We start from the raw sequence: 21,719 nt of genomic DNA on the forward strand, positions 1-21,719 counted from the left end.
AGAAGAACGCAGCAAATCAATGTTTTCTCATTCTAAGCAATCGGTTCGTATACCATCTTCGGAACTAGCACCCCATCTTCTCGAACCTCCCCAATTCCTAAAAAGCGATCGCACTTCACCCGCACAATTCCTGCCGCAAGTCCCAAGGCAATTTTCTGTCCCTGACACCAGCGCCGCGCAATGATTTCGTCCACCTCCACCTCTGGCAAATGCAAAACTGCATGTTCAGAATTCATCAAAGGCGCAGGCAAGTCTTCAAGCCTCAAACTATCTGCGAGCAAAAAACCATTACTCTCGGTTCTGAGCAACTTCGCCAAAGTCGCACCTGTGCCAAGTTCCGCTCCTAAATCGCGAGCAATCGATCGAATATAAGTCCCACTCCCACAAGCGATTTCCAGATCCAACTCCGGAAACTCGCCCGCTCTCCAATCCAGCACCTTTAGGCTGTAAATTTCTACAGTTCGAGCCGGAACCTCGATCGTTTTGCCTGCCCGAGCCAAGTCATACAATCGCTTGCCATCGATTTGAATCGCACTGTAATTTGGCGGAATCTGCTCAATCACTCCTTGAAACAAAGAGAGCTTCTCTTGCACATTCTCTAAGCTCAGATTCGCAACCGCTTCTTGCGTCAGAATTTCGCCTTCCAAATCATCGGTTGTGGTCGTTACCCCAAATCGAATCGTCGCATGATAAGCCTTATCGTGATGCAGATATTGCAGCAATCGAGTCGCCCGACCGATCGCGATCGGTAAAACGCCCGTCGCTGCCGGATCAAGCGTTCCCGCATGTCCCACTTTCTTCGTCCCCAGAATCCTCCGCACCTTCGCCACACAATCATGTGACGTAAATCCAAACGGCTTATTGAGATTCAAAAACCCATCCACAAGCAAATCACCTACCCAACTGCGAAAGCGTTAACGATTGCACCAGACTTAACCGTAACGGATCTTGGGAGATTGCACGGGCATAGGTTGCAGAAATATAGGGTCGGAAGCTCGATTGATTGTTAATGTAAGTTTGAAAAAATGCCAAACTCAGCGCATTCATATAGCGCCGCGCGATCGCGGGATTCGCTCCAATCACTTCCGGCGGCACCGGAACCCCTTCATCATTCCCCTGTCCTAATGCTGAGAAGTGCGTTCCTTGCTCAATCACCGCCAAATATCGTTCATTCGTTTGTAACCACGTAAACGGCTGAATCTGCTCTGGCAAAGCAGGCGCGATCGTATCTGCATTGCCTCCTACCATCAAAATCGGTGTTTTAATCTGACTCACAGATGCCTGTCCGAACACACTACTGGTGATCGGATTAATCGCAACGATCGCTTTCACCCGTGGATCGCTCAAATTGTAGTTAATCGGCGGTAAAGCAGCCGCACGGCATTGCAGCAAGAGAGAAAGATTCAAGGTTCGATCGATCTCATCTGGACGACAGGATTGCTGAAGCTGTGCAAAATTGATCGGCGCACCCGCTAATGCCATCACCGTATAGCCGCCAAAAGACTGCCCCAACAGTCCAACTTGCTTGACATTCAAACGACTGTATTGAGGATCAGACTTGGCTCTACGCTCCAGTTCATCCAGTACATACTTAATATCGAGCGGGCGATCGACAAACTCACTCGGACTCGTGACCTCATTGGCGATGCCATCGACTAAAGCTTGCAACTGTTTGGCATTACTGCCGGGATGTTCTGGAACGGCAACCGCAAATCCATGAGACGCGAGGTGTTCTGCTAAATATCGGAACGTTCCGCGATCGGAACCCAGTCCATGCGAAATCACAATCACGGGAATCGATGTTGGCAAAGCTTGACGGCGCGCGATCGGCAAATAGACATCCACCGGAAATACGCGCTCTCGCCCTAACGCTTGCACAAATCCGCGCGTTCGATCGACTAATCTCCAAGAGTCTCGCCGAAATCCATATGCGCCTCGCGCTGTTAAATCAGGAATGTTCCCCGGTAGGGGGGTAGAGTCTTGGCTCGCAAGTTGAGCGACTACATCAGTAGCTTGCTTCGTACGTCCAATCAAATCTCCAAAATCATCCACAATCTGGAGGCTTCGCTGCAAATCAATCCGAATCCCTCGCGTCGGAAACCTCCGAAATACATTCAGCAACGTCAACCCTTCTGGATCAGCCGATGCCAAAATCAATGCCGCTCGAATCGCGAAAAATCCTGTATCGCGAGATTCCGGTTGAATCACTTCTCCCAAACGGCGTAACAAAATCTCTCCCTGCTGTGTATACAGGAATTGCGAAACCGCAACAGGACTAAGGTCTGCCTTTGCAACCAACACCTTACGCAATGTCGCCAATTGCGTTGCATCGACATATTGCGAATACACGTAAAGGTCACTATCGAGTACTCCCTGACGCGCATACGCTTCCAGCGCCGACACAGAAACCGATCGCTCTAAAATGCCATACGACAGAAAAATCCGCTCAGCACTCCGGGCTGGGGAACTCATAGCGAGAACAGAAATCAGTCCTGCGATCGCGGAGAAGAAAAATTTGGCGACTTTCGACTGTTGCATATCTTCGGACGGAATCCTAACGACCTGAACCTAGACTGGCTCATTTTGACGCACCTACAGAAAAAGCGGCAACTTCCAAAGAAATAAAAAGAATTCCTTCTATACAAAAATTAAGCCAAGCTGAAATTTTGATCATTAGCTTGAAGTCTAATTTGCAACTCCGGGCACTTTGGATAGAGTGTGACAGATGAGTTTGATTGATTTCTGCTACTAGTAGTGTGTCTCATATTTAACGAGCACCCTTACCAAGTTCAGACTTTCGATCGACATAATTTCCTCAACTTAGTCGTATAACATCTGGTACGGCAATTTTAAATTTCAGATTTTCCCCCTGAAGTCACAGTTAAAGCAGCACAAGGACGAATTTTTAGTGATAGGATGATGTCCCTGCGCTCCGACAGCCTAAAAAAACATCTACTTCAACATGACGAGGATTTCGATGGCGGTTCTACCCCCCGACACCATTCAACAAAGTTCAGAGGTTGCACTCCAACAGATCGATTGGATAGCACCTGCTGAATCCACAGAGATTGAACTCATTGACTATCTAAAAGACGAATTGGCAGTTTCAGACGACTCGATCGACCTTGCTCTGCGTCACTGCCAACAAGAACGAGGCACGTTGCCAATGGTGCTTTGGCGCTACGGATTTGTCTCGATTGATCAGTTGAATCAGATTTTTGATTGGATGGCTCGCTAGTACTTGCTTGAGTTATTGCTTGCTCATTTTGTTGAGTAGCCACAGCGATGTCGAAATCGCAGCAAACTGAGCCAAAATCACGTTAATACTAGCTTGCACCACCAAAATATCGATCGGTTGAATAAACTTCGCTGGATCAACGTTCACGAACCCTGCAAATCCTTGATTCACAGCTTTTCCAAACAGTAATCCGACGATCGCTTCTGCCCCCAATAGCGCCAGCAACGTCCCCACCAAACTTGCCATCAGTCCGATCCGAATCGTCTGAATCGCCTCTGCCTTTTTCGGACGTGCTGCTGGATTCTCTGATCTGAGCTGCCGCCCAATCGGAACATATTTCATTAACGACCAATACATATTGAATCCCAGCACCAAGATTCCACAGACGGTCAGCACAACTCCAATCCCTGTGGTTGGATTCGTTCCTTGAGGATTGCGATTTGAAACGGCGGCAAATAACAAAATTGCGCCAGAGATCACAGTTAAAACTAACTGAAACCAAAAGCTAAACCATCCCGCGAATCGAAATGTGTTTGCAATTTCTCTCAAGGTCGGAGAAGAGTCGGATCTTGCCATAGGAATTCACACAGAAGCTAGTTCCAGCTTAAAACAAGATGCAGTCGGAAGTCGGACTTGCAATTAAAAATGATGATGAAACTCGCGATCGCGCCCAAATACAACAAAGCCGGGACGAATTTCATCCCGGCACACTCAGACTCAAATGCTGCTCTAACTGACCACCGCAGGCGATTCAAACTTATAACCTACGCCCCGCACCGTCTGAATCAAAGCAGGCTGACTCGTATCGATTTCAATCTTTTTGCGGATTTGTCCGATATGCACGTCCACCACACGTTGGTCACCGACATATTCATAATCCCAAACTTCTTGAATCAACTCAGCCCGTCGCCAAACTCGCCCGGGATGTGCTGCGAGGAAATGCAACAAATCAAACTCTAATGCCGTCAACGGCACAATTTCCTCATTCAACTTGACCTCACGCCGAACCGGATCAATCATTAATCCACCAAACGTGAGACACTGCTGTTCTGCGGTGGTCACAATTCGCTGACGTTTGAGAATTGCCCCCACTCGTCCACCTAATTCCACCAAACTGAAGGGCTTCGTAATGTAATCATCTGCACCTTGAGCAAAGCCCCGAACTTTGTCCGCCTCATCCGTGCGGCTTGTCAGCATCAAGACAAATACATTTGTCCGGCTCTGCATTTCTTGGCACAGCGAGTAGCCATTTGCATCCGGTAAATTCACATCTAAAATCACCAAATCAGGATTAAACTGCTCAAACACCTGCATCGCAGACTTTCCATCTTCAGCAGATTCCATTTGATAATTTTGCTTAGTCAAGAAACGATGAACCAAATTGCGAATCGCTGGATCATCATCAACGACGAGTATCTTGGCTGGAGCCATGACCATAACCTTGCGCTAAAAAATAAATTGAGAAGGGCAGATGACAGTACCTAGAGCAAATTGAGATCGGAGCCAACAGAAAAATCCCTGATTCTGCTTACACAGAAGAATCTTGTCATCAGCATTAGTATGCCTCAGCTTTTGAATAGAATATCCCGATTTGTCCGAGTTTCCGCAAAATCACGGTCGCCGTTCTATTCGATGTGGAAATTGCGAACACTCCAAGTCACGAAGTTCTCGCAGTGTACGGATATCGCAGGGCGTAAATTTGCTGAAGGCAAAATATCTCAAGTCTGTATTCTATCGTCTACACTCTAGTTGTAATCCCGACCATCGCTAGGTTACTTTAGTAGGTGAAGGTGGAGTAACAAGCCCATGAGCGCGCAAAGTCCCTATGAAAAGTTAGGCGTTTCCGAAGGTGCGACGTTTGAAGAGATTCAAACGGCACGAACTCGTTTGGTTGAAGAATTAGCTGGTGATCAGCGAAAAATTTCGGAAATTGAGGCAGCATATGATTCTGTGCTGATGGAACGACTACGGTTGCGGCAAGAAGGCAAGATCAAAGTGCCCGATCGAATTCGCTTCCCTGAAAAGTTGGCGACCCCGGCTCCTGTCGAAACGCCTGCACCTGCAAATCAGTCGGCTCAATGGTTGAAAAGTTTGATCGATCAGCCGAGTGCCAGAGATATTGTCATTCCTGGAATGACAATGGCAGCGCTAGGGACGTTAGTGTATTTCTCTCCAACGAATGCTGTCCTTCAGATGGCGATGGCGCTCGCAACAGGCAGCACGTTGTATTTTCTTTACCGTAAGGAGCGAAAATTAGGTCGCTCAGTTTTATTAGGCGTAGTTGGGTTGCTGTTGGGATTTGCGATCGGGGGCGTGGCTTACACATTTTTAGCACCTTATTTGGGTGCGTTGGTGCTGACGAATGAAGTTTTGATCAGTTTGGTGACTTTTCTGGTTTTATGGTTGGTCAGTAGCTTTACCAAATAAATCCAGATGGCGGCGGATCAATTTCAGAAAAGTGATATTAGTTGGCAAATTCAGCAATTTTTCCGGCAGGCGGGTGAATGGCTTGAGTTGAGGTTCGCTGGATTGCAACCGCCTGGGGTTCCCGATATGCCGAATTGGTCGTTTCCGGCTTGGTGGTGGGAAGCAGCATTTTGGCTGATCATTGTTGGCGCGGGGGGCTGGCTGTTGTGGCAAATTTATCTGTGGCTGCGTCCGCTGTTAGAAGCTAATCAATCGCAGTTCGGCAAATTTCTCGATCGCAGATCCACGCAACCCGAAAAAGAACGCTCGATCGCGGCTTGGGTCAGATCGGCTCAGGAATTTCAACAGCAGGGAAATTACCGAGAGGCTTCGCGTGCGCTCTATATGGCAATGTTGCAGCGGTTAAGTGAGACAAAATTGATTCCAACGGATCAAAGCCGCACAGATCGAGAATATTTGCGCTTGGTTCAGCTTCTACCAGACTCTGAGTCCTATCAGATGGTGTTAGAGACGCATGAGCTGCTTTGTTTCAGTAATGCGCCGATTTCTGCCGAAATGTTTGAGCGGGTTCAGCGAGCTTATGGCAACATTGAACGCGCGACCCTCGATATGGCAAAAATGGCGTGATGAAAAAACTCGATCGACGTTGGGTATTTGGGCTGATTGCAGTCGCGGTGCTGATTGTCCTCACGTTATTTGTTGCGCCCAGAAGCAATCGCTTGATGAGCGGTTCGACGTTTAGCCGTTCGCCGGATGGCTACGGGGCTTGGTACGCTTATATGCAGCGTCAAGGCACCCCTGTGCAACGCTGGCGCAAGAGTACTTCGGAAGTCGATCGCTCGATCACTGGAACGGGCAATACGATGATTCAGATCGATCCGACGCAATCGAGAGCAAACGACGTAGAAAACTGGGTAGAACGTGGAAATACTTGGATCATTCTGGGACGAGAGTTACCCGCAACCGAGGCAGGATTTTCGACACAGCATCAGAGCGATCAGGGGACAGTAAAAATTGAAACATCTCGGCGATTGCTGAAATCTGGTGCAATGGAGATTTTAGGCGATCGATTCGGCTCGATCGTGTGGGAAGTCAAGAAAGGAAAAGGACGCGTCATTTTCGTGGTAACGCCTTTCATTGCAGCCAATGCATATCAAGATGAGCCTGGAAATTTTCCATTTTTCGCTCAGCTTGCTACTCGATACGGGCAGAAGATTTGGGTTGATGAGTATCTTCATGGCTATCAGGACAAATCCGAAGAATCAGGAGCAGACCAAGCACGGAACTGGGGCGATTATTTGATGAGAACGCCACTCGCTGTGGTGTTGCTCCAGACAGGTGTAGTGATCTTGGTATTAATTTGGGCAAAGAATCGCCGATTTGGGCAACCGCAACCGTTGGAAAGTCCTAAGACAAATGATAGTCAGGCGTATACGCAGGCGCTAGCAGGCGTGCTGTACAAAGCGAGACGGAGCGAGTTTGTGGTGGATGTTGTCGGGCGAGAGGAGCGGTTGCAGATTCAGCGATCGTTAGGCATCGGGGGAGCGTTGCTCGATCGAGAAGCGCTGATGAGCGCCTGGGTCGAACAAACGGGTCGGACTGCTTCAGAATTGGAGCCGCTTTTTGCGAATCGGCGCTTGAGTGAGACAGAGTTACGCAAATGGTTAACTCAAGTTCGCGAAATTAAACAGCATCTTCCAAGGTGATTTTCGCCACCATCAAATTGCAAACCGTAGGCGTTTTGGCTGCGAACTACACTTACTTCAAAGCCTCTTCTAACTGGTTTTGCTCCCAGAGCGATCGATAAAGCCCTGGTTGCTCAATCAAATCACCGTGAGTGCCCATCTGTACAATTCGCCCCTGATCCATGACAAAAATTCGATCTGCTAAGGCTGCCGCAGAAAGTTGGTGCGAAATAAACACAACCGTTTTCCGAACCGTGCCTTCTGACAAATTCTTCAAAATCCGAGTTGCCGTTTGATTGTCTACACTCGACAACGCATCATCTAGAATCAAAATCGGGCTATCGACTAACAAAGCTCGGGCTAATGCAGTCCGTTGCCGTTGTCCACCCGATAAGGTAATTCCTCGCTCTCCAACGATCGTGTCGTAATGCTGCGGGAAATTCAGCACCTCGCCATGAATCTGAGCAATTTTTGCAGCCAGTTCCACGTCAGATTGATCCGCCATGGGGTTGCCGTAGCGAATGTTATTGCGAATTGTTGTACTAAATAAGAAACTTTCTTGAGGCACATAAGCGATCGCACCTCGCAAATCGGTTAATCGCAAATCTGTAATGTCATACCCATCCACAAATAGCTGATTCGGTGAGATATCGAGCAATCGCGGCAAAGCATTTGCCAACGTCGATTTTCCCGATCCAATTGCACCGACGATCGCAACTGTTTCACCCGGATCGATCACAAAATCAATCTGATTCAATGCAGGCTCAGTTGCACCGGGATAGCGAAATGTCAAATTCTGAGCACTCAGCTTGCCTCTAACTTGCGCTAACGGCAGCGGAATCGAGTCAGGCGTATCTTGAATTTTCGGCTCGACGGTCAGAATCGATTCAATGCGATCGATACTCACCTCACCGCGTTGATAAGCCGTAATCGTGAATCCAAGTAATGCCGTCGGAAATGCTAATCGTTCGACGAAAATCAGCAGCGCGATAAAGTCACCGACTGTAATTTCTCCCCGCGCGATCGATCCACCTCCAAACCACAGCAAAATCAATGCACTTCCGTAAGCGACACCCTGCAAAATCGGAAACAGAATATTTCGGGTCAAGGCGAGCTTGAGATTAGCATTTAGTAGCGATCTGTTCAGACCTCGAAACGCATTCCGCTCATTTTGCTCTTGCGCATAGATCTTGATCAGCGCAATGCCGCTCATATCTTCTTGAACCAGTTCACTCAAAGTTGAGAGTTCTTCTTGAACGGTTAACTGTTGCGATCGCAGTTTATTACTGAACAAACTGACCAAAATCAGCATAAATGGATAAACCGAAAGCGCGAGCAGGCTCAGCCTCGCATCGATCGCAATCATCGCAGGCAACGTCAACGCATAAGCAAACAGAGTATTCGCTAAACTCAAGACTGCAAATCCCAAGAGGCGACGAATATTATCCACATCACTCGTCGCCCGATTGATCAAATCTCCGACCGTATTCGCAGCAAAATAAGCAGGCTCTAAGGTCAGCAAGTGATTAAAAATTTTCTGTTTTAAATCAAATTCAACCTGCCGCCCTACCCCAAACAGCAAAATTCGCGAAGTCATTCTCACGACTAGCATCACAGATGCAAGTGCCAAAATTAACAGCGCATAAGAGAAAATTTGTTGGACACTAAATGTCACACTCAGCGTATCAACCGCATTGCGGATTTGCAGCGGAATATAAATGCCGATCGCATTCACCACTAACAACGCCGAAACCCCGAGAGTTGCATCTCGCCAATGCGGACGAAGATAAGTTCCCAGCTTTTGAAGTTGTCCCTGCGATCGCGCCATAACTCTGCCTACTATCGAAACTTTCCTATAGTAGCGTGCTTGAAAAAGCAAATTTCAATTAAATAAAGAGAAATACGGATGCAACTTAACCAACTTTTCACGCAAAGTTCACAAGATCACTAAGGGGATTTACGGAATCGATAAGCGACTTGTTGGACAATAGAAAGTATCAAATTTATCTGGCGCTTCTAACGATGCAAACCACGCAGAGGCTGGCAAACCAGTACTATATCTATGTCGATCCAACCCTTCCCCCGGAACCTTGGGATATCTACGACCCAAACCCTCAGAACCGCGGGTTTGTTGCCTACTTTGGTCAGGTCTTGCAAAAGGTTGAGGAAAATCTAGGGAGAAGCGGGCTGGTTTTCTATGTCACGCTGAGTGATATGCGGACGTTGCCCTCTTATGGTGACAATGTCATCGTCTTAATCATCGGCGATGAACACTATCGAATTCCTCAATACATTCACAAAGTTGGGGCAGTCTTTAAGTCCTATGGCATTACTCAGGAAATGCAATGGAAGAATTTCTTGAAGCCTTCCTATCGAGATTTCATCACGCTAATTCAGTATTTTAGCAATCTATCGTTACGGCTACCGTTACTAATTAACTACGAATTTCAAAAGCTCAGATCGCTTATCTTAAAAAACGTAAGAGTTGCGCCTATCTTTGATATACCCGGCGGATATTACAATTCTGAAAACTTGCCTATTAAAGCAATAGAAGATCGTACCTATGATGTGTTCTTCGATGGCAGTGTTCAGAACAATATCTATTCCAAGTGGTCAACTAAAAACTGGCTCAAAACACCAAAGATTGTGGCGCGATCGCAGATGCTGGAAAATCTCGATCGCTTTCACCAAAACCATCCTCAATATCGGGTGCAATTAGCCATTCAACAGGCGTTTGGAGTCGTCAGCGAAGAATCGGCATGGAGTTACAGCGAGAACTTAATGAACGCCAAAGTGTGTTTAGTGCCCCGAGGAACCACCCTTGAGTCTTTTCGGATTTGTGAAGCCATGCGCTATGGCTGTGTGATTGTCGTTGAAGATTTACCAAACCGTGAGTTCTATCGAAATGCTCCAGTCGTGCGTGTGAAAAACTGGAAAAATCTTGAACCTGTTCTTGCAGCACTACTGAGCGATCAACGGCAAATGCGGGAAATTCACGAGCAAACTCTGGCATGGTGGGAAACGCAAATGGCAGAACCCGTCATTGGCAAACAGATTGCAGCAGCGTTGAATCAACTCCCTCATATTCCCTAATCCCGCGGGGCTGTCCGAAGAACAAGGGTAGAGACGGACCATCTCTACCCTTGTTCAATACAAACTCAATGCAAATGCGTTCTAGAGCGTCCGAATCGGTCGAATCCATCCTCGTAAGAAGTAATAGATCGAAGCGATGTATTCATTAAGCACTTTAGAACTCAGAGACAACGCATCAATACTGGGCAGGAGATCCGAGAGTTGAAAATTGCGCTCCACCACATCTCGTCCTTGTGCCCTGCCTCGCAGTGACTCTCTGGGCGGCAACGTGTAAAAGTTCGTCGGACGCGAAATTACGCTCAGCGGAACATTATTCAGATTAAACTCGCGAGTGAACGTGAGCGTCGCCCGATTCATCTCGATCGCAGAAGCGACCAAAATCAACTGATTGCCAAAATTCACGCCACGTCGTCGTAACTCTTCACGAGCATTTCTTGCACTATCAATGATCGTCGGACTATTAGAATCGCCGATAATATCCTCTGCTGGAATTCCTAATCGCTGTAAAAATCTCCGCGCATCTGCGGCTTCAGACACCTCATCCCGAGTTTCTCCCTGCTTGCGATTCCGCTCAGGTCGAGTGCCTGCACTTACCAATACCAGGGGAGCCGTTCCCCGTGCTCGTTCGTCCTGATAAAGCTGATTGGTATAGGTGAGAATATCTCCTCGCTCTGTTAGCTGAATCGGTTGCTCTGCTAACACCGTAAATGCTCCAGGCGGAATCGGAGCCGGCGGCTGAATGAGTTGATTGGTCGGAGGCGCAGGGGGCGCAGGAATCGGTTGCGTGAGCGGTCTTAACTGTAATTGAGTCGTATCCTGTGCCAAAGCCACAATCACTCGCCTTGCCCCCGCCGGAAGCGCTTCGGTCGCGATCGGACGAGTAATCGAGATCGCTTCCGCCTCTGCTCGCTGTGCTAAGAAGTACGATACCGCAGGAATACTGAGAATCAGTAACGCCGGAATCGCAATTCGGAGCAGCAGTAATCCAGTCTTGGACAACTTCCCGCCCCGAACCAACTCAGTAAAGGCAATCAGCAGCAAGACCAAGATAATCCCAAGCGGGGTAAATGGAATCGCAATTACTCGGAACAGATCACCAATCAGCCCTTCTTGAGGCGATCCGCGATAGAACGTAAATGCAGCTACCCCTAATAGTAGTAAAAGAACTAATCCACCCAGGAATGCTCTCGGAAGTGCGCGCAGCAAGACATACCAGGCAAACAGACCCACTACCACCCAGAGCAACACCTGAGTCAATAGCACAAATACATCAGTTACTAATAAAACCATCTAACAATCCCTTGCATTGTTGAAATGTTCCTCACCACCGAAAGCACTCCTTCAACGATTAAATTGAAGATAAAACTTCATCGCTTCAAGATTACCCGTAGGTATCCAATTTGCAAACGTAACTCGTTCGTAAAAAATGAATCACCTAATGATGACGATCGAACTCCATTAATTTAGACTTGCACTAAAAAATAAACGGTTTCAAGACTAGGATTGTACCGAAATTTCTTAGTTCGTAGGGCGTTTCTTGAACCGAATTGCAGATTTTTTTCAAAAACATCGTAGCGGAAACACTTTTTTGGAAAATCTACGGATTTTGAGTGTCAGAACGGATCAAAAATCAGGCAAAATTCAAGATTGATGGCTTGAATCTTCCAATCAATTTTGCAAAAGTGGCAAACAGACTAAGGGTGTACAGGAGGAAAATTCAGTGGAACTGATTTTAGCGGGTATCGTATTTGCAGTGATCTTATTCTTGTTAACGCGCGATATTTTCAAGTAACTCCCGCGTCATGAAAACTTAAATAAGTTCGCCGCTTTCTCCTGAATGTGAAAGCGCGTTCCTGAAGTGGGAATAGTCCTAGAACTTGGGTGAGGATTTATTGTGTCATCTGAAAAGCCGATCGTATTAGTGACAGGTGGAGCCGGATATATCGGTTCTCACGCGGTGCTTGCTTTGCAAAATGCGGGCTATGAAGTGGTGGTCTTTGACAATCTCGTTTACGGACACCGCGATATTGTTGAGAATGTGCTGAAGGTCGAGTTAATCGAAGGAGATACGAACGATCGCGAATTGCTCGATCGTGTGTTTGCTGCTCGTCCCTTTAGCGCGGTGATGCACTTTGCTGCTTATGCCTATGTCGGTGAATCAGTCGCCTACCCAGATAAGTACTACCGCAATAATGTGATTGGAACGTTGACTTTGTTAGAAGCAATGGTCGCGGCTGGGATTAAATCTTTTGTCTTCTCCTCGACTTGCGCGACGTATGGCGTTCCGAAAATAGTCCCCATTCCTGAAGATCATCCTCAAGATCCGATCAACCCGTATGGTGCGACAAAGCTGATGGTTGAGCGCATCTTAGCCGATTTCGATCAAGCCTACGATTTCAAATCTGTGGCGTTTCGTTACTTTAATGCTGCGGGAGCTGATCCCCAGGGGCGGCTCGGTGAAGATCACCAGCCTGAAACTCACTTAATTCCGTTAGTGTTGATGGCGGCTCTAGGGAAGCGAGATGCCATCTCAATTCTCGGAACAGATTATCCAACTCCTGACGGAACCTGTATTCGGGATTATATTCACGTCAGCGATCTGGCTGACGCGCATGTGCTTGGGCTGAATTACTTGCTGCAAGGGGGTAATTCTCAGCGATTTAACTTGGGCAATGGCAACGGATTCTCGGTTAGAGAAGTGATCGAGATGGCGCGTAAGGTGACGGGTCGATCGATTAACGCGATCGAGTGCGATCGTCGCCCGGGCGATCCGCCTGCGCTGGTTGGCAGTGCAGAAAAAGCGCGATCCCTGCTCGGTTGGAATCCGCAATATGCGGATTTAGAGCAGATTCTTAGCCACGCTTGGCAATGGCATCAGAAACGCCACGCTTAGACGAAAATTTTCGGAAGGCGGAGTCTTGTAAAACTCCACCTTCTTGCCTCATGCAAAATGACACAATCCCCAATTCATGCCAAAAGCTCTGAGTTTCTCAAAACTCAGAGCTTTTGTTTGCAATGATTCGAGTGATCTAAAACGCTCCAACCCTGGCAAAGATGACATAAATCGTTCTCACAATCAGAACAATGTCATAAAACGGTGTCCACAGCGCTTGATACCGCAGATCTAACTGAACGATTTCTTCAAAATCCTTCACCATTGATCGTCCATTCACCTGCCATTCGCCTGTAATACCAGGCTTTACATTTAAGCGCTGCCAGTGATGTTCGCTATACTGAGCGACCTCATCGGGAGTCGGTGGACGAGTCCCAACGAGACTCATTTCGCCCCGCAATACGTTCCAAAACTGGGGCAACTCATCGAGGCTCGTCTTCCGAAGGAAACGCCCAACCCGAGTAATGCGCGGATCTTGTTGATTTTTGAAAATTAAGCCTTCTGCTTCATTCTCAACCTGGGATTTTAGATGCTCGGCTCCATCGACCATGGATCGGAACTTGTACATCCGAAACGGTTTGCCTAACATATTCCCTGAGCTTCTCTAAGTCAAGTAAGAATGTGAAAAAGTGCTTCTACCATCATTGTTAGATTCATTCTAGACATCACAATTCTATCGATTCTCAATCTGATAACTTCAGTAAGTTTAGAATCGAAAATCTAAATTACATTGAGTTTCATTCCTACATTCACACCATGACAAATGTCGCGTTCATGCTTGTGAAAGAATTTGCTGTGCTAAGGGTGACCCTTTTTGGTGCAATGCCAGGAGGTACTTGGCTTCATCATACGGAACTCGGTCTTGCCAGCAACGAAATAGAATCCGAATCCACTTAAACGCCAGTGCTCGAATTGCAGCTTGATGCGTCTTTCCAGCTTGTTTCTGAGCTTGATAGAATGCCTTTGCCCAGAGGGACGCTTTGCGCGATTCATTCGCCCACTCAATGAAGGTTTGGCGTAAGAATCTCGGTGCTCCCCAACGCCAATGTATCCAACACTTTTTCCCACTGCGTTCGGTTACCGGAGCAATGCCTGCATACTGCAACAAGTCTTGGGCAGTTTGATAACGAGTGCGATCTTCTCCAAACGCCAGCAGCAATCGTGGCGCGAGGTTAGTTCCAGCATGAGGGAGCGCCGCAAAGATCGCAGCATCAGGCAGTTGATTGAATTCGCGATCTATTTGGGCTTCAAACTGACGCACCGATGTGAGCAAGCTACGAAGTTGGCTGACCAAGGCTTGCACCATGAGTTGAGACGATTCGACGATCGCCGAATCTTGCGTGAGTGGAATACCGTTGCGTAAACACTCAATTCGACGAGCATTGCAGTCTTTGTAGCGAGAATGATGCTCACAGAAAAACTGCTGCAACTGTTCATCGCTGACTTGCTGCACCGCACTCAAAGTTGACCATTGTGTGAGAAAGTCACAGAACACCATCGTATCGCGATGCTCGAAACAGTCAATCGCTTGAGGAAAGTATCCTTTGAGCACATCGACGAGACGATTGGTCGTGCGTCCAATATCTTCAATCAGCGTGCGTCGCCATTCGACGAGTGCTTGCAGTTTTCTGAGCATTGGGCTGGCAGGTTGCCAAACCGTCAGTTTATCCCGGTGTTTCCGAAGAAGTTCAACCTGCAGTGCTGCATCCGTCGGATCATCCTTTGCACGACTCGGAGTAAAGACTTGACGATACTTAGAGACGGTTTGAGGATTGACGGGATAGAGGACAAGGAACTCGTACTTACACAATGCATAGATCAACGGTCCTCGTTTCTGTTCCAGGCAAACAGCAATCGGTTGTCCTCCATAGCGCACCCGCAATTGCATTGCCCAGGCTTCAATCGCTTCTGGTCGAGCGCCAATCACGCAATGTTCTTGAGTTTGAGCCGCACAATCATACAAACACACATCGTGCTTTTGGTCTGCCCAATCTAAACCAATCAAAGCCACATAAGGCATGTCAGTCATCTGAGTCCACCTCCGAAGGAATGTGTCATCATGAACTTGGTTTCAATCCCAGTCTTCAGGCGAAAGTATTATGGCAGACATAAAAATCTGTCCCTGAGGATTCGTTCATTGAGGACTAGGAAGCGAGGTCAGTGCGACAATATGTTAGAAGTCATCTGGCTGTCGCCCGTTGCATAGTCGTCACTGACCTTGCCTATTCTCAGGGCAATTCTGATCTCTTCGGTACTGCCCTTGTCTACCCATAAAACCATGCCGTTCTTGCCCATAGAAAATTGGCCCTGGGCTATCTAACCGAATCGCGATCGCCAAAGGGACGAATAATATCGCTACGATCAAGAGTCCGGCTACGCTACCAACAATGTCGATGGCGCGCTTCAAGAAAGAAGTAGTAGATCGATGGGGCACTTGAAAATTGGTTGATGCAATCTGAGAATCGGTGAATGACGAGGCAAGAGTAGGATTAAACATAGTTCGGGCAAATGCTTGAAACCGTGGTATCACTGAAGTCAGGTCTCATACTTTCATGTAAAGCCTAACGAAAGCCCAAATTTACTAATAGCCCTCACTCAGATATTTCCTCAAAACTTTTTACTCTTGTCCGCATTTTTGGTTTTTATGAAGATTCCGTGAAGAGTAACCTGAGTAGTTTTACGCTTGACGCAATTAATTACAGCGCAGGGAATGAGAAAGCTCGATTAAAATAGGGTTCAGCCGTTGCCCTATCAAATTTCAGCTGATGAGGAGGACATTGAATTTTGGAATCACAACAACTTGCGGCGATCGTGCACGATCTTGCCGAGACGACGATCGCGGCGGCTGAAACGATCGAGCAACTCTCTGATCGACTCGACACGATTACGACACAAGTCGATCAGCAAGGCAAGCAACTCTCCGCCTTAACGAACGCTTTACAGACCTTGACCGAAAATCAATCGACGTTGGTCAATCATATTGTTCATCTCACTGAAACTCTAGATCGGATTGCCACGTCACTCGACTCCAAGAGCTAGAAGATTTTAAGAGTCATCGAGCGACTTTTGAGAAACGATTTATACTGAAGCCTCGGATATAAGTGAGTGCGGTGTTTACTAGTCTTACCCGAATGGGTAAGTGATTTTGTGAGCGACTCTGCGGCACACTCTATATCAGGGCATTGAGGACGGCAACCATGACATATGTAGAACAGATCGCCGAGGACTGGCGATCGCGGCTTAAAACTGAACTTCCCCGTAGCAGCGAGACCACGAGAGAAAGTATCGTTCAATGGTTATTAGGAGACGATCTCGATCGCTTTGAAACCTACACCGCAGAACGGCTCGACATCGAAGTCCAAGCGATGGATTACCGCTATCGCATTCTGGTTCAACGGTATTTTGAGACTCCTCCCCAACGCGCTTACAAGAATCTGATGCAGCGTTTGGGAAGTATGTTTGTCATTCGTAACAAAATTAACACCTGGATTGCGCTGTCACGCGATCGGCAAACGACGGTTGTCGATGTCTTACAAGAAGTGATCCAGGACTTGCTGCAAAATGACAACTATATGCAGCAACAAGTGAAGTGGATCGCTGAATGCACCAGTGATCCCCGATTACGCAATGCCATCGTGCTAACCGCAACCGAAGAGTACTGTCTCCGCCCGATTCGCAACCAGCCTTTGCTAGTTTATCGATTCGTCAATTTTCAAAAGCGCACTCAGCGGGGCGGCATGACTCAAGTGCCTGCGGCTGATTTTATTCGGCTCGTCTCTGAAGAGATTACCTCGGATGATGCAGAAGGCACAGTCAGTTTGCTAGATGGAGAAGCGCTCGCGCAATTCCAAGAAGCAGAAGCGCAACAACAGCAGCAAGAACTGCGAGGCGCGATCGCGCCTCGCAGTTTGAAGACTATCTGACCGAGAAGGTTGGAGAAGATGCTGCCCAGTGGTTACGGTTTTATTTACAAGGTAAAACGCAAGAAGCGATCGCGCAGATGTTAGATATGCCAATCAAGCAGGTGTATCGACTGCGTGAGAAAGTGAATTATCATGCAGTCCGTGTGTTTGCTCAAAAGAGCCAGCCTGAACTCGTTACAGAATGGTTAGGACGTTAACTTGTTCGTTTGAGAGTCGCGAGTGGGCACACTGAATCAGAGTGGTAGTGTCCGTAAGATTACTGAACTCGTTTCATGAGGTTTAGGTCAACTCCCTCGTTTGTTCTCTGGGAATGAATTATGAGTACAACGTCAGACCAACAGCCGCAAGATCTGCGATCAAATGCTTCAGAAACTGAAGCCCAGATTGCCGTCGATGAAGTCGATGTTGCTGCTTTGGAGCCGTCGCGTACTGAATGGGTTGAGCCATCGATTCACCAAGCTCAAGAAACCCTGTATCGGTTTCTCCTCGAAGTTGTGAAACAATGGCCGCCCGAAGAGGTGCTGCTGGAATTTAAGCGTTTGTTTTTCTATCTAGGGGATACAGCAACTTCTGGCGCGGCTCAGGCTGTGCATCAGCTTGTCGTCAGTAATAATCAAGTTGCATTTAAAAATACGCTGAAACGGGCTTGCTATATTCTTGTTAATAATTGGGATGCAGCCAGACAGTACAAATCAATTCAAGAATTAGTGCGATCGTTTCAAGAAATTGCGATCGCAGCCCCATCTATTTCTCCTTCTGCAAACCGTCTCAAAGCTTGGATTGAAGATTTCAGAAATAGCCAAGATTATACTGATTTAAAACTTTTTACTGCACGCTACGAGGAACAGCCCAAAGAGAAATGGGTGAGTCGATATACTTCTTATTTACTGGTTCCTCAGTATGTCGATACCAAGAATCCGATTGAGCAGCGAGAAGCAGCGCGGGCACTGTCTCGTCAGCTCAAAGACCGATTTAAGTTTGATCTAGCGATGTATATTGCAAAATCGCAGTCTGCAACATCCGCTGAAAAAATGCCAAAGAATCCGACTGCTTTAGGCGATAACGTTTTGATGTTAATTAAAGCGATCGTGGCAAGGCGTGGACAATATAGCTATGCTAATTTAGCGCATATTTTTATTAATCAAATTCAGACTTTGAACTATCAACAATTCAAGCAAAGTCTGCAAAAGTATCTGATTTTCTCGGTCGATCATCACAGTCAGTTCGCAGCCGAATTTGAGGCGAGACTGGTTGAGAAATTAGAAGCACTCTATCCAGATTATGAACAGAGGGCGCTGAGTGATGCTTTGGTGTTGAGAACCTGTAATCGCCTGATTGAAGCGTTGACGACTGAAAATCGCAAAGATCCATCGCCGCTGTTTGTGCTACTTCTGGCACAGGGTAACCCGATGACTTTGGTGATTGTCTTGCTCAAACTGGTGCTGATTTGTAATGCTTCGCGATCGCATCTTGAGGCTCAAATCGCTGCCCTCATTCGCTATTACGAACAGTTACCCGAGCAAGAGTGCCATTGGGTTGTCAACTTCTTGGAATTCTTTAACGTTACTTTTGCAATTCATGCCGAAAACGTCCAATACAATCTTGTCAAAATGCAAGAAACTCCTCCAACTCAGACGACGCTGGATCACTATCGGATTTTCTCGCAGATGAAGCCAATCATTCGCCCTCAACCTCCAGAAGTCTCTCAATCTTGAGGAAAGAGCCGATCGTCAATCCATGCCAATCCTGCTCCTAAAGTTTCAGCCAGGGTATTGACCAAGCGATACAGAGCCACGATCGCTAAAATTTCACCACTTGGAAACGATCGGCTTAGGAATGCAATTGCGACCGCTTCAAATACACCAATGCCTCCTGGGAGTCCTGGCGTGATCAGTCCGAGGAGCCATGCCCATGAAAATGCGGTGACGAGAAGCGGTAGATCTCCCCAATTCACCGTACGCAGTGCTAAAACGGCAAAGACAAAGCCGATGGATCGCAATCCCAAAAAGCCGAGCTCTCCGAGTAATGGCAAAAGCGGATATTTTTCAAGTCGCAGTATTGAAGTTGATGGCTTGAGCTTGCTGATTTGTCGAAGAATCGGGTTGAGAAAGATCGGGTGAATTGCAATCAGGATCGCGATCGCGATGCCAATTTGCAGCCAAGCGATTGACCCTGATCCAATCAGAACAAACAAACAGCCTGCAATTACCATCAAGAGCGGTTCTAAGAGAATGCTTAAAGTTGCCGCTTCCACAGGAATTTTCAGTTTTGTAGCGGCGGAAATGCGCCCATAGAAGTGCCAAATATTTCCAGGCAGGTATTTCGCTAGATTCGTTGTCAGGTAGGTCTTTGCACCCCAAGCGCCAGAAACGCGATAAGACAGAAGTTTCAGAATCCATGCCCAGACGTAGCCTGCAAAGATATGAGCGAAAAGGGTGATTCCGAGTGCGATCGTTAAACAAGCAATTCCAGCCGCATCAATTCGGATTTGAGCAACCTCGCGCCAATGATTTGCCAACGTTTTCAGCAGGAAAAACAGCACGGCAGCCAAAATCAGCCCGCGCAAAAAAGGTTTTAACTGCTTGCGATTCACAATCCAAAGCCTCAGCAACGCTTACTCAGCGTAATCGTTCTAGGGACAGAAAGAAATGCTGAAATTTGAAACCTGAGATGCAACTTGCGCTAGAGGGCACGAAATCATGCGGTTCTATATCGTCTAGGTGTCTCGATATGCACAATTTCTAAATTCAATGGAGATTTTTATGAGCAAAATCGCATCGGTTGTCAAAGCACTTCGATTAAAAGAAATCACGATCGCATTCCTTGCTGGAGTCATGTTGTTACTGAACACCGCTTGTAGTGGTGCGGCTCAAGCTAAAATGCCTTCTTTATCGACATCGACTTCTTTAGACAATGATCCGCATCCTGTGAATCAAACCCAGCCTTACAAAGGCGGCATGAACAATTACGATGACACGCCACCAGGACAAATTCCTTCAGAAAAAGCGAAGTCTTTGGTAGATAATGCAAAGCGCAATGTGGATGCGCGTTATGGCAACGCACTAGAGAAGACCTCTGACGAATTGGGTGACACGATGGGAGAACGGGTCAATCGCGTTACAGAAACTGCGAAAAATGCAGTCGGTCGAGGAACTCAAAACATCAAAGACAATGTGAAAGATGCCGCAGATGATGCTGCTTATCAGTCAAAGCGAACCACGAAAACTCTGAGCGATAAGGCTCAAGATGCCATCGACGCAGCAAAGGACACGGTCAAATAATTTCAGCCTCAAATTAACCTCATAATATGATGACGCTCGGATCAGCCGGGCGTTTTTTTGAAGTCTTGACACACAAAAAATACACAATATATAATCCAATAAAAGCTGAATTCAAGTGGCTTATTTACTTGAATTTTACTTAGATTCAGCGTGGTGCAGCGAAAGATTATTCTCTGCGAAGTGAGTGAGTGTTATTGAATCTAACCTCAAATCCACAACTGGAGGCAGTCATGAAATGTGTAAGCGGGTTGCAATTCTGGAAATCTTTCTTTTCGATCGCGGATGCCTATCATCAACCTGATTTCGAGATTGCAGAGAAAGTTTATGAATTAGGACAAATTGCCCAAGTCTGTGAGAAATTACGACCTGGACAACTTGGGCAGGTCGAATTTCGGGGCAGTTGGTGGACGGCTTTGTGTCTAGACAACGTTGTATTGCTACCCGGAGCTAGCGTTCGTGTTGTCGATCGGGTGGAACTGATCTTAGTCGTTGAACCGCTCGCTACTGCGCAAGTCCGTGCATTGCGACCTAAGAAACGAGGAGAAATCGCTGCGTAGAAGAACCCTGCCTACGAGAAGTCGATCGTGGGCAAGGTTAAGTATAAAATTCACAGAATAATTACATATCAATTGTTCATAACAAGACCCATGTTCAAAACCAGAAAGGTGTGGATAATGGAGATAGTATGAGTGAGCAAAAGTGTATTCAAAGCAGATTCCATCGGGGTGCAGCTTTTGCTTCAATACTTATGATGAAATGGCTTGCGGAATCGCGTAGTTGCTCGTAGAGGATTAGATAACAATGGTGGAGAATTCTCCTGTGACAGATTCAACTTCAAAAAAATCTGCCACCACCAAACTCAGAAAGAGATTAAATCTAGATTTGTCTCCGGAAGCTTACGACTTATTGCAATCGCTTTCGGATGAGTCAGGCAAGAACATGGCGGAGGTACTCAGAACAGGATTGGCATTGTACGGGATTGCACGCGAAGAGAAGAAGAAAGGTCGGAGTTTGGGTGTGGTCGAAGACGATCGCGTTGTCAAAGAAATCGTCATTCCTTAAAGCTGAGATGTTCCTATCCCCATTGAAAAACTCAGGACGGTGATTCCTCTTCTTCAAACTGGCGTAGATTGTGCTCAAACTTTTCAACGAAGTTTTGAACTGTCCTGTGTGGAGAGG

At 47.0% G+C, this 21,719-nt stretch carries 22 protein-coding genes; 12 read left to right on the forward strand and 10 right to left on the reverse strand.

Translation table 11 applies throughout. From position 1 onward, the window contains the following. Positions 1 to 32: 32 nt before the first annotated feature. Both truB and LEPBO_RS0116695 read right to left on the reverse strand, forming a co-directional pair. Positions 33 to 884 carry a tRNA pseudouridine(55) synthase TruB gene (gene truB, locus LEPBO_RS0116690; RefSeq protein ID WP_026148702.1) on the reverse strand — a complete coding sequence of 284 codons (852 nt, stop codon included), beginning with the start codon at positions 882 to 884 and terminating at the stop codon, positions 33 to 35. A gap of 7 nt (positions 885 to 891) precedes the next feature. Continuing rightward, positions 892 to 2,538, reverse strand: a complete 1,647-nt coding sequence (locus LEPBO_RS0116695; protein ID WP_017288701.1) for an alpha/beta hydrolase — start codon at positions 2,536 to 2,538, stop codon at positions 892 to 894. A 439-nt stretch (positions 2,539 to 2,977) separates the two neighbouring features. Between LEPBO_RS0116695 and LEPBO_RS0116700 the strand changes: the two genes are divergently transcribed. Then, entirely contained in the window at positions 2,978 to 3,238 is a 261-nt protein-coding gene (locus LEPBO_RS0116700) for a DUF2949 domain-containing protein (RefSeq protein ID WP_017288702.1), read from the forward strand. A gap of 12 nt (positions 3,239 to 3,250) precedes the next feature. Here LEPBO_RS0116700 and LEPBO_RS0116705 read toward each other — a convergent pair whose 3' ends face one another. Further along, a complete protein-coding gene (locus tag LEPBO_RS0116705; protein WP_017288703.1) occupies positions 3,251 to 3,814 on the reverse strand; it encodes a DUF3611 family protein in 564 nt (187 codons plus the stop codon). Positions 3,815 to 3,967: 153 nt separating this feature from the next. After that, positions 3,968 to 4,675, reverse strand: coding sequence for a response regulator transcription factor (locus LEPBO_RS0116710; protein WP_071596170.1), 708 nt, complete (start codon positions 4,673 to 4,675; stop codon positions 3,968 to 3,970). Between the two features lie 369 nt (positions 4,676 to 5,044). Here LEPBO_RS0116710 and LEPBO_RS0116715 point away from each other — a divergent pair, with 369 nt between their 5' ends. From LEPBO_RS0116715 to LEPBO_RS0116725, 3 genes are read left to right on the forward strand one after another with little or no spacing between them, the layout of a single operon-like run. Beyond that, a complete protein-coding gene (locus tag LEPBO_RS0116715) occupies positions 5,045 to 5,665 on the forward strand; it encodes a CPP1-like family protein (protein ID WP_017288705.1) in 621 nt (206 codons plus the stop codon). Positions 5,666 to 5,671: 6 nt separating this feature from the next. After that, a complete protein-coding gene (locus tag LEPBO_RS0116720; protein WP_017288706.1) occupies positions 5,672 to 6,292 on the forward strand; it encodes a DUF4129 domain-containing protein in 621 nt (206 codons plus the stop codon). Further along, complete coding sequence (locus LEPBO_RS0116725) at positions 6,292 to 7,371, forward strand: DUF4350 domain-containing protein (protein WP_017288707.1); 1,080 nt, start codon at positions 6,292 to 6,294, stop codon at positions 7,369 to 7,371. The genes LEPBO_RS0116720 and LEPBO_RS0116725 overlap by 1 nt, the downstream gene beginning before the upstream one ends. 52 nt (positions 7,372 to 7,423) lie before the next feature. Here the strand turns inward: LEPBO_RS0116725 and LEPBO_RS0116730 are convergent, their stop codons facing one another. Next, positions 7,424 to 9,178 carry an ABC transporter ATP-binding protein gene (locus tag LEPBO_RS0116730; RefSeq protein WP_017288708.1) on the reverse strand — a complete coding sequence of 585 codons (1,755 nt, stop codon included), beginning with the start codon at positions 9,176 to 9,178 and terminating at the stop codon, positions 7,424 to 7,426. Positions 9,179 to 9,372: 194 nt separating this feature from the next. On the opposite strand from LEPBO_RS0116730, the gene LEPBO_RS37330 reads away from it, so the two are divergent. Further along, positions 9,373 to 10,443, forward strand: coding sequence for a glycosyltransferase family 47 protein (locus LEPBO_RS37330; protein WP_017288709.1), 1,071 nt, complete (start codon positions 9,373 to 9,375; stop codon positions 10,441 to 10,443). 81 nt (positions 10,444 to 10,524) lie between these two features. On the opposite strand, the gene LEPBO_RS0116740 is transcribed toward LEPBO_RS37330, so the two are convergent. Beyond that, a complete protein-coding gene (locus tag LEPBO_RS0116740; RefSeq protein ID WP_017288710.1) occupies positions 10,525 to 11,733 on the reverse strand; it encodes a YdcF family protein in 1,209 nt (402 codons plus the stop codon). A 604-nt stretch (positions 11,734 to 12,337) separates the two neighbouring features. On the opposite strand from LEPBO_RS0116740, the gene galE reads away from it, so the two are divergent. Further along, complete coding sequence (galE, locus tag LEPBO_RS0116745) at positions 12,338 to 13,336, forward strand: UDP-glucose 4-epimerase GalE (protein ID WP_017288712.1); 999 nt, start codon at positions 12,338 to 12,340, stop codon at positions 13,334 to 13,336. Between the two features lie 136 nt (positions 13,337 to 13,472). Here galE and LEPBO_RS37335 read toward each other — a convergent pair whose 3' ends face one another. The 3 genes from LEPBO_RS37335 to LEPBO_RS0116760 form a co-directional block, all read right to left on the reverse strand. Then, the gene (locus tag LEPBO_RS37335; RefSeq protein ID WP_036044657.1) at positions 13,473 to 13,925 is read right to left on the reverse strand and encodes a sugar transferase; all 453 of its coding nucleotides are present in this window, start codon (positions 13,923 to 13,925) and stop codon (positions 13,473 to 13,475) included. 183 nt (positions 13,926 to 14,108) lie between these two features. Next, the gene (locus LEPBO_RS0116755) at positions 14,109 to 15,365 is read right to left on the reverse strand and encodes an IS110 family RNA-guided transposase (RefSeq protein WP_036044552.1); all 1,257 of its coding nucleotides are present in this window, start codon (positions 15,363 to 15,365) and stop codon (positions 14,109 to 14,111) included. 180 nt (positions 15,366 to 15,545) lie between these two features. Next, on the reverse strand, positions 15,546 to 15,833 hold the full coding sequence (locus LEPBO_RS0116760; protein ID WP_017288714.1) for a sugar transferase: 288 nt from the start codon (positions 15,831 to 15,833) through the stop codon (positions 15,546 to 15,548). A 287-nt stretch (positions 15,834 to 16,120) separates the two neighbouring features. Between LEPBO_RS0116760 and LEPBO_RS0116765 the strand changes: the two genes are divergently transcribed. From LEPBO_RS0116765 to LEPBO_RS0116775, 3 genes are all read left to right on the forward strand, one after another. Continuing rightward, positions 16,121 to 16,375: a hypothetical protein gene (locus LEPBO_RS0116765; protein ID WP_017288715.1), complete on the forward strand. Its 255-nt coding sequence runs from the start codon at positions 16,121 to 16,123 to the stop codon at positions 16,373 to 16,375. A gap of 158 nt (positions 16,376 to 16,533) precedes the next feature. Continuing rightward, positions 16,534 to 17,259, forward strand: a complete 726-nt coding sequence (locus LEPBO_RS37340; protein ID WP_051077801.1) for a hypothetical protein — start codon at positions 16,534 to 16,536, stop codon at positions 17,257 to 17,259. A 317-nt stretch (positions 17,260 to 17,576) separates the two neighbouring features. After that, the gene (locus LEPBO_RS0116775) at positions 17,577 to 18,974 is read left to right on the forward strand and encodes a hypothetical protein (protein WP_017288716.1); all 1,398 of its coding nucleotides are present in this window, start codon (positions 17,577 to 17,579) and stop codon (positions 18,972 to 18,974) included. Here the strand turns inward: LEPBO_RS0116775 and LEPBO_RS0116780 are convergent. After that, positions 18,965 to 19,852, reverse strand: a complete 888-nt coding sequence (locus LEPBO_RS0116780; RefSeq protein ID WP_017288717.1) for a putative bifunctional lysylphosphatidylglycerol flippase/synthetase — start codon at positions 19,850 to 19,852, stop codon at positions 18,965 to 18,967. The two genes, LEPBO_RS0116775 and LEPBO_RS0116780, sit on opposite strands and share 10 nt — an antisense overlap. A 169-nt stretch (positions 19,853 to 20,021) precedes the next feature. Between LEPBO_RS0116780 and LEPBO_RS0116785 the strand changes: the two genes are divergently transcribed. From LEPBO_RS0116785 to LEPBO_RS0116795, 3 genes are all read left to right on the forward strand, one after another. Next, on the forward strand, positions 20,022 to 20,540 hold the full coding sequence (locus LEPBO_RS0116785) for a DUF6658 family protein (RefSeq protein ID WP_026148706.1): 519 nt from the start codon (positions 20,022 to 20,024) through the stop codon (positions 20,538 to 20,540). 230 nt (positions 20,541 to 20,770) lie between these two features. Then, a complete protein-coding gene (locus tag LEPBO_RS37345) occupies positions 20,771 to 21,097 on the forward strand; it encodes an NfeD family protein (RefSeq protein WP_017288719.1) in 327 nt (108 codons plus the stop codon). A gap of 244 nt (positions 21,098 to 21,341) precedes the next feature. Then, the gene (locus LEPBO_RS0116795) at positions 21,342 to 21,602 is read left to right on the forward strand and encodes a hypothetical protein (protein WP_017288720.1); all 261 of its coding nucleotides are present in this window, start codon (positions 21,342 to 21,344) and stop codon (positions 21,600 to 21,602) included. The last annotated feature ends 117 nt before the right edge of the window (positions 21,603 to 21,719 follow it).

This window comes from Leptolyngbya boryana PCC 6306 (genome assembly GCF_000353285.1).
Lineage (GTDB): Bacteria > Cyanobacteriota > Cyanobacteriia > Leptolyngbyales > Leptolyngbyaceae > Leptolyngbya > Leptolyngbya boryana.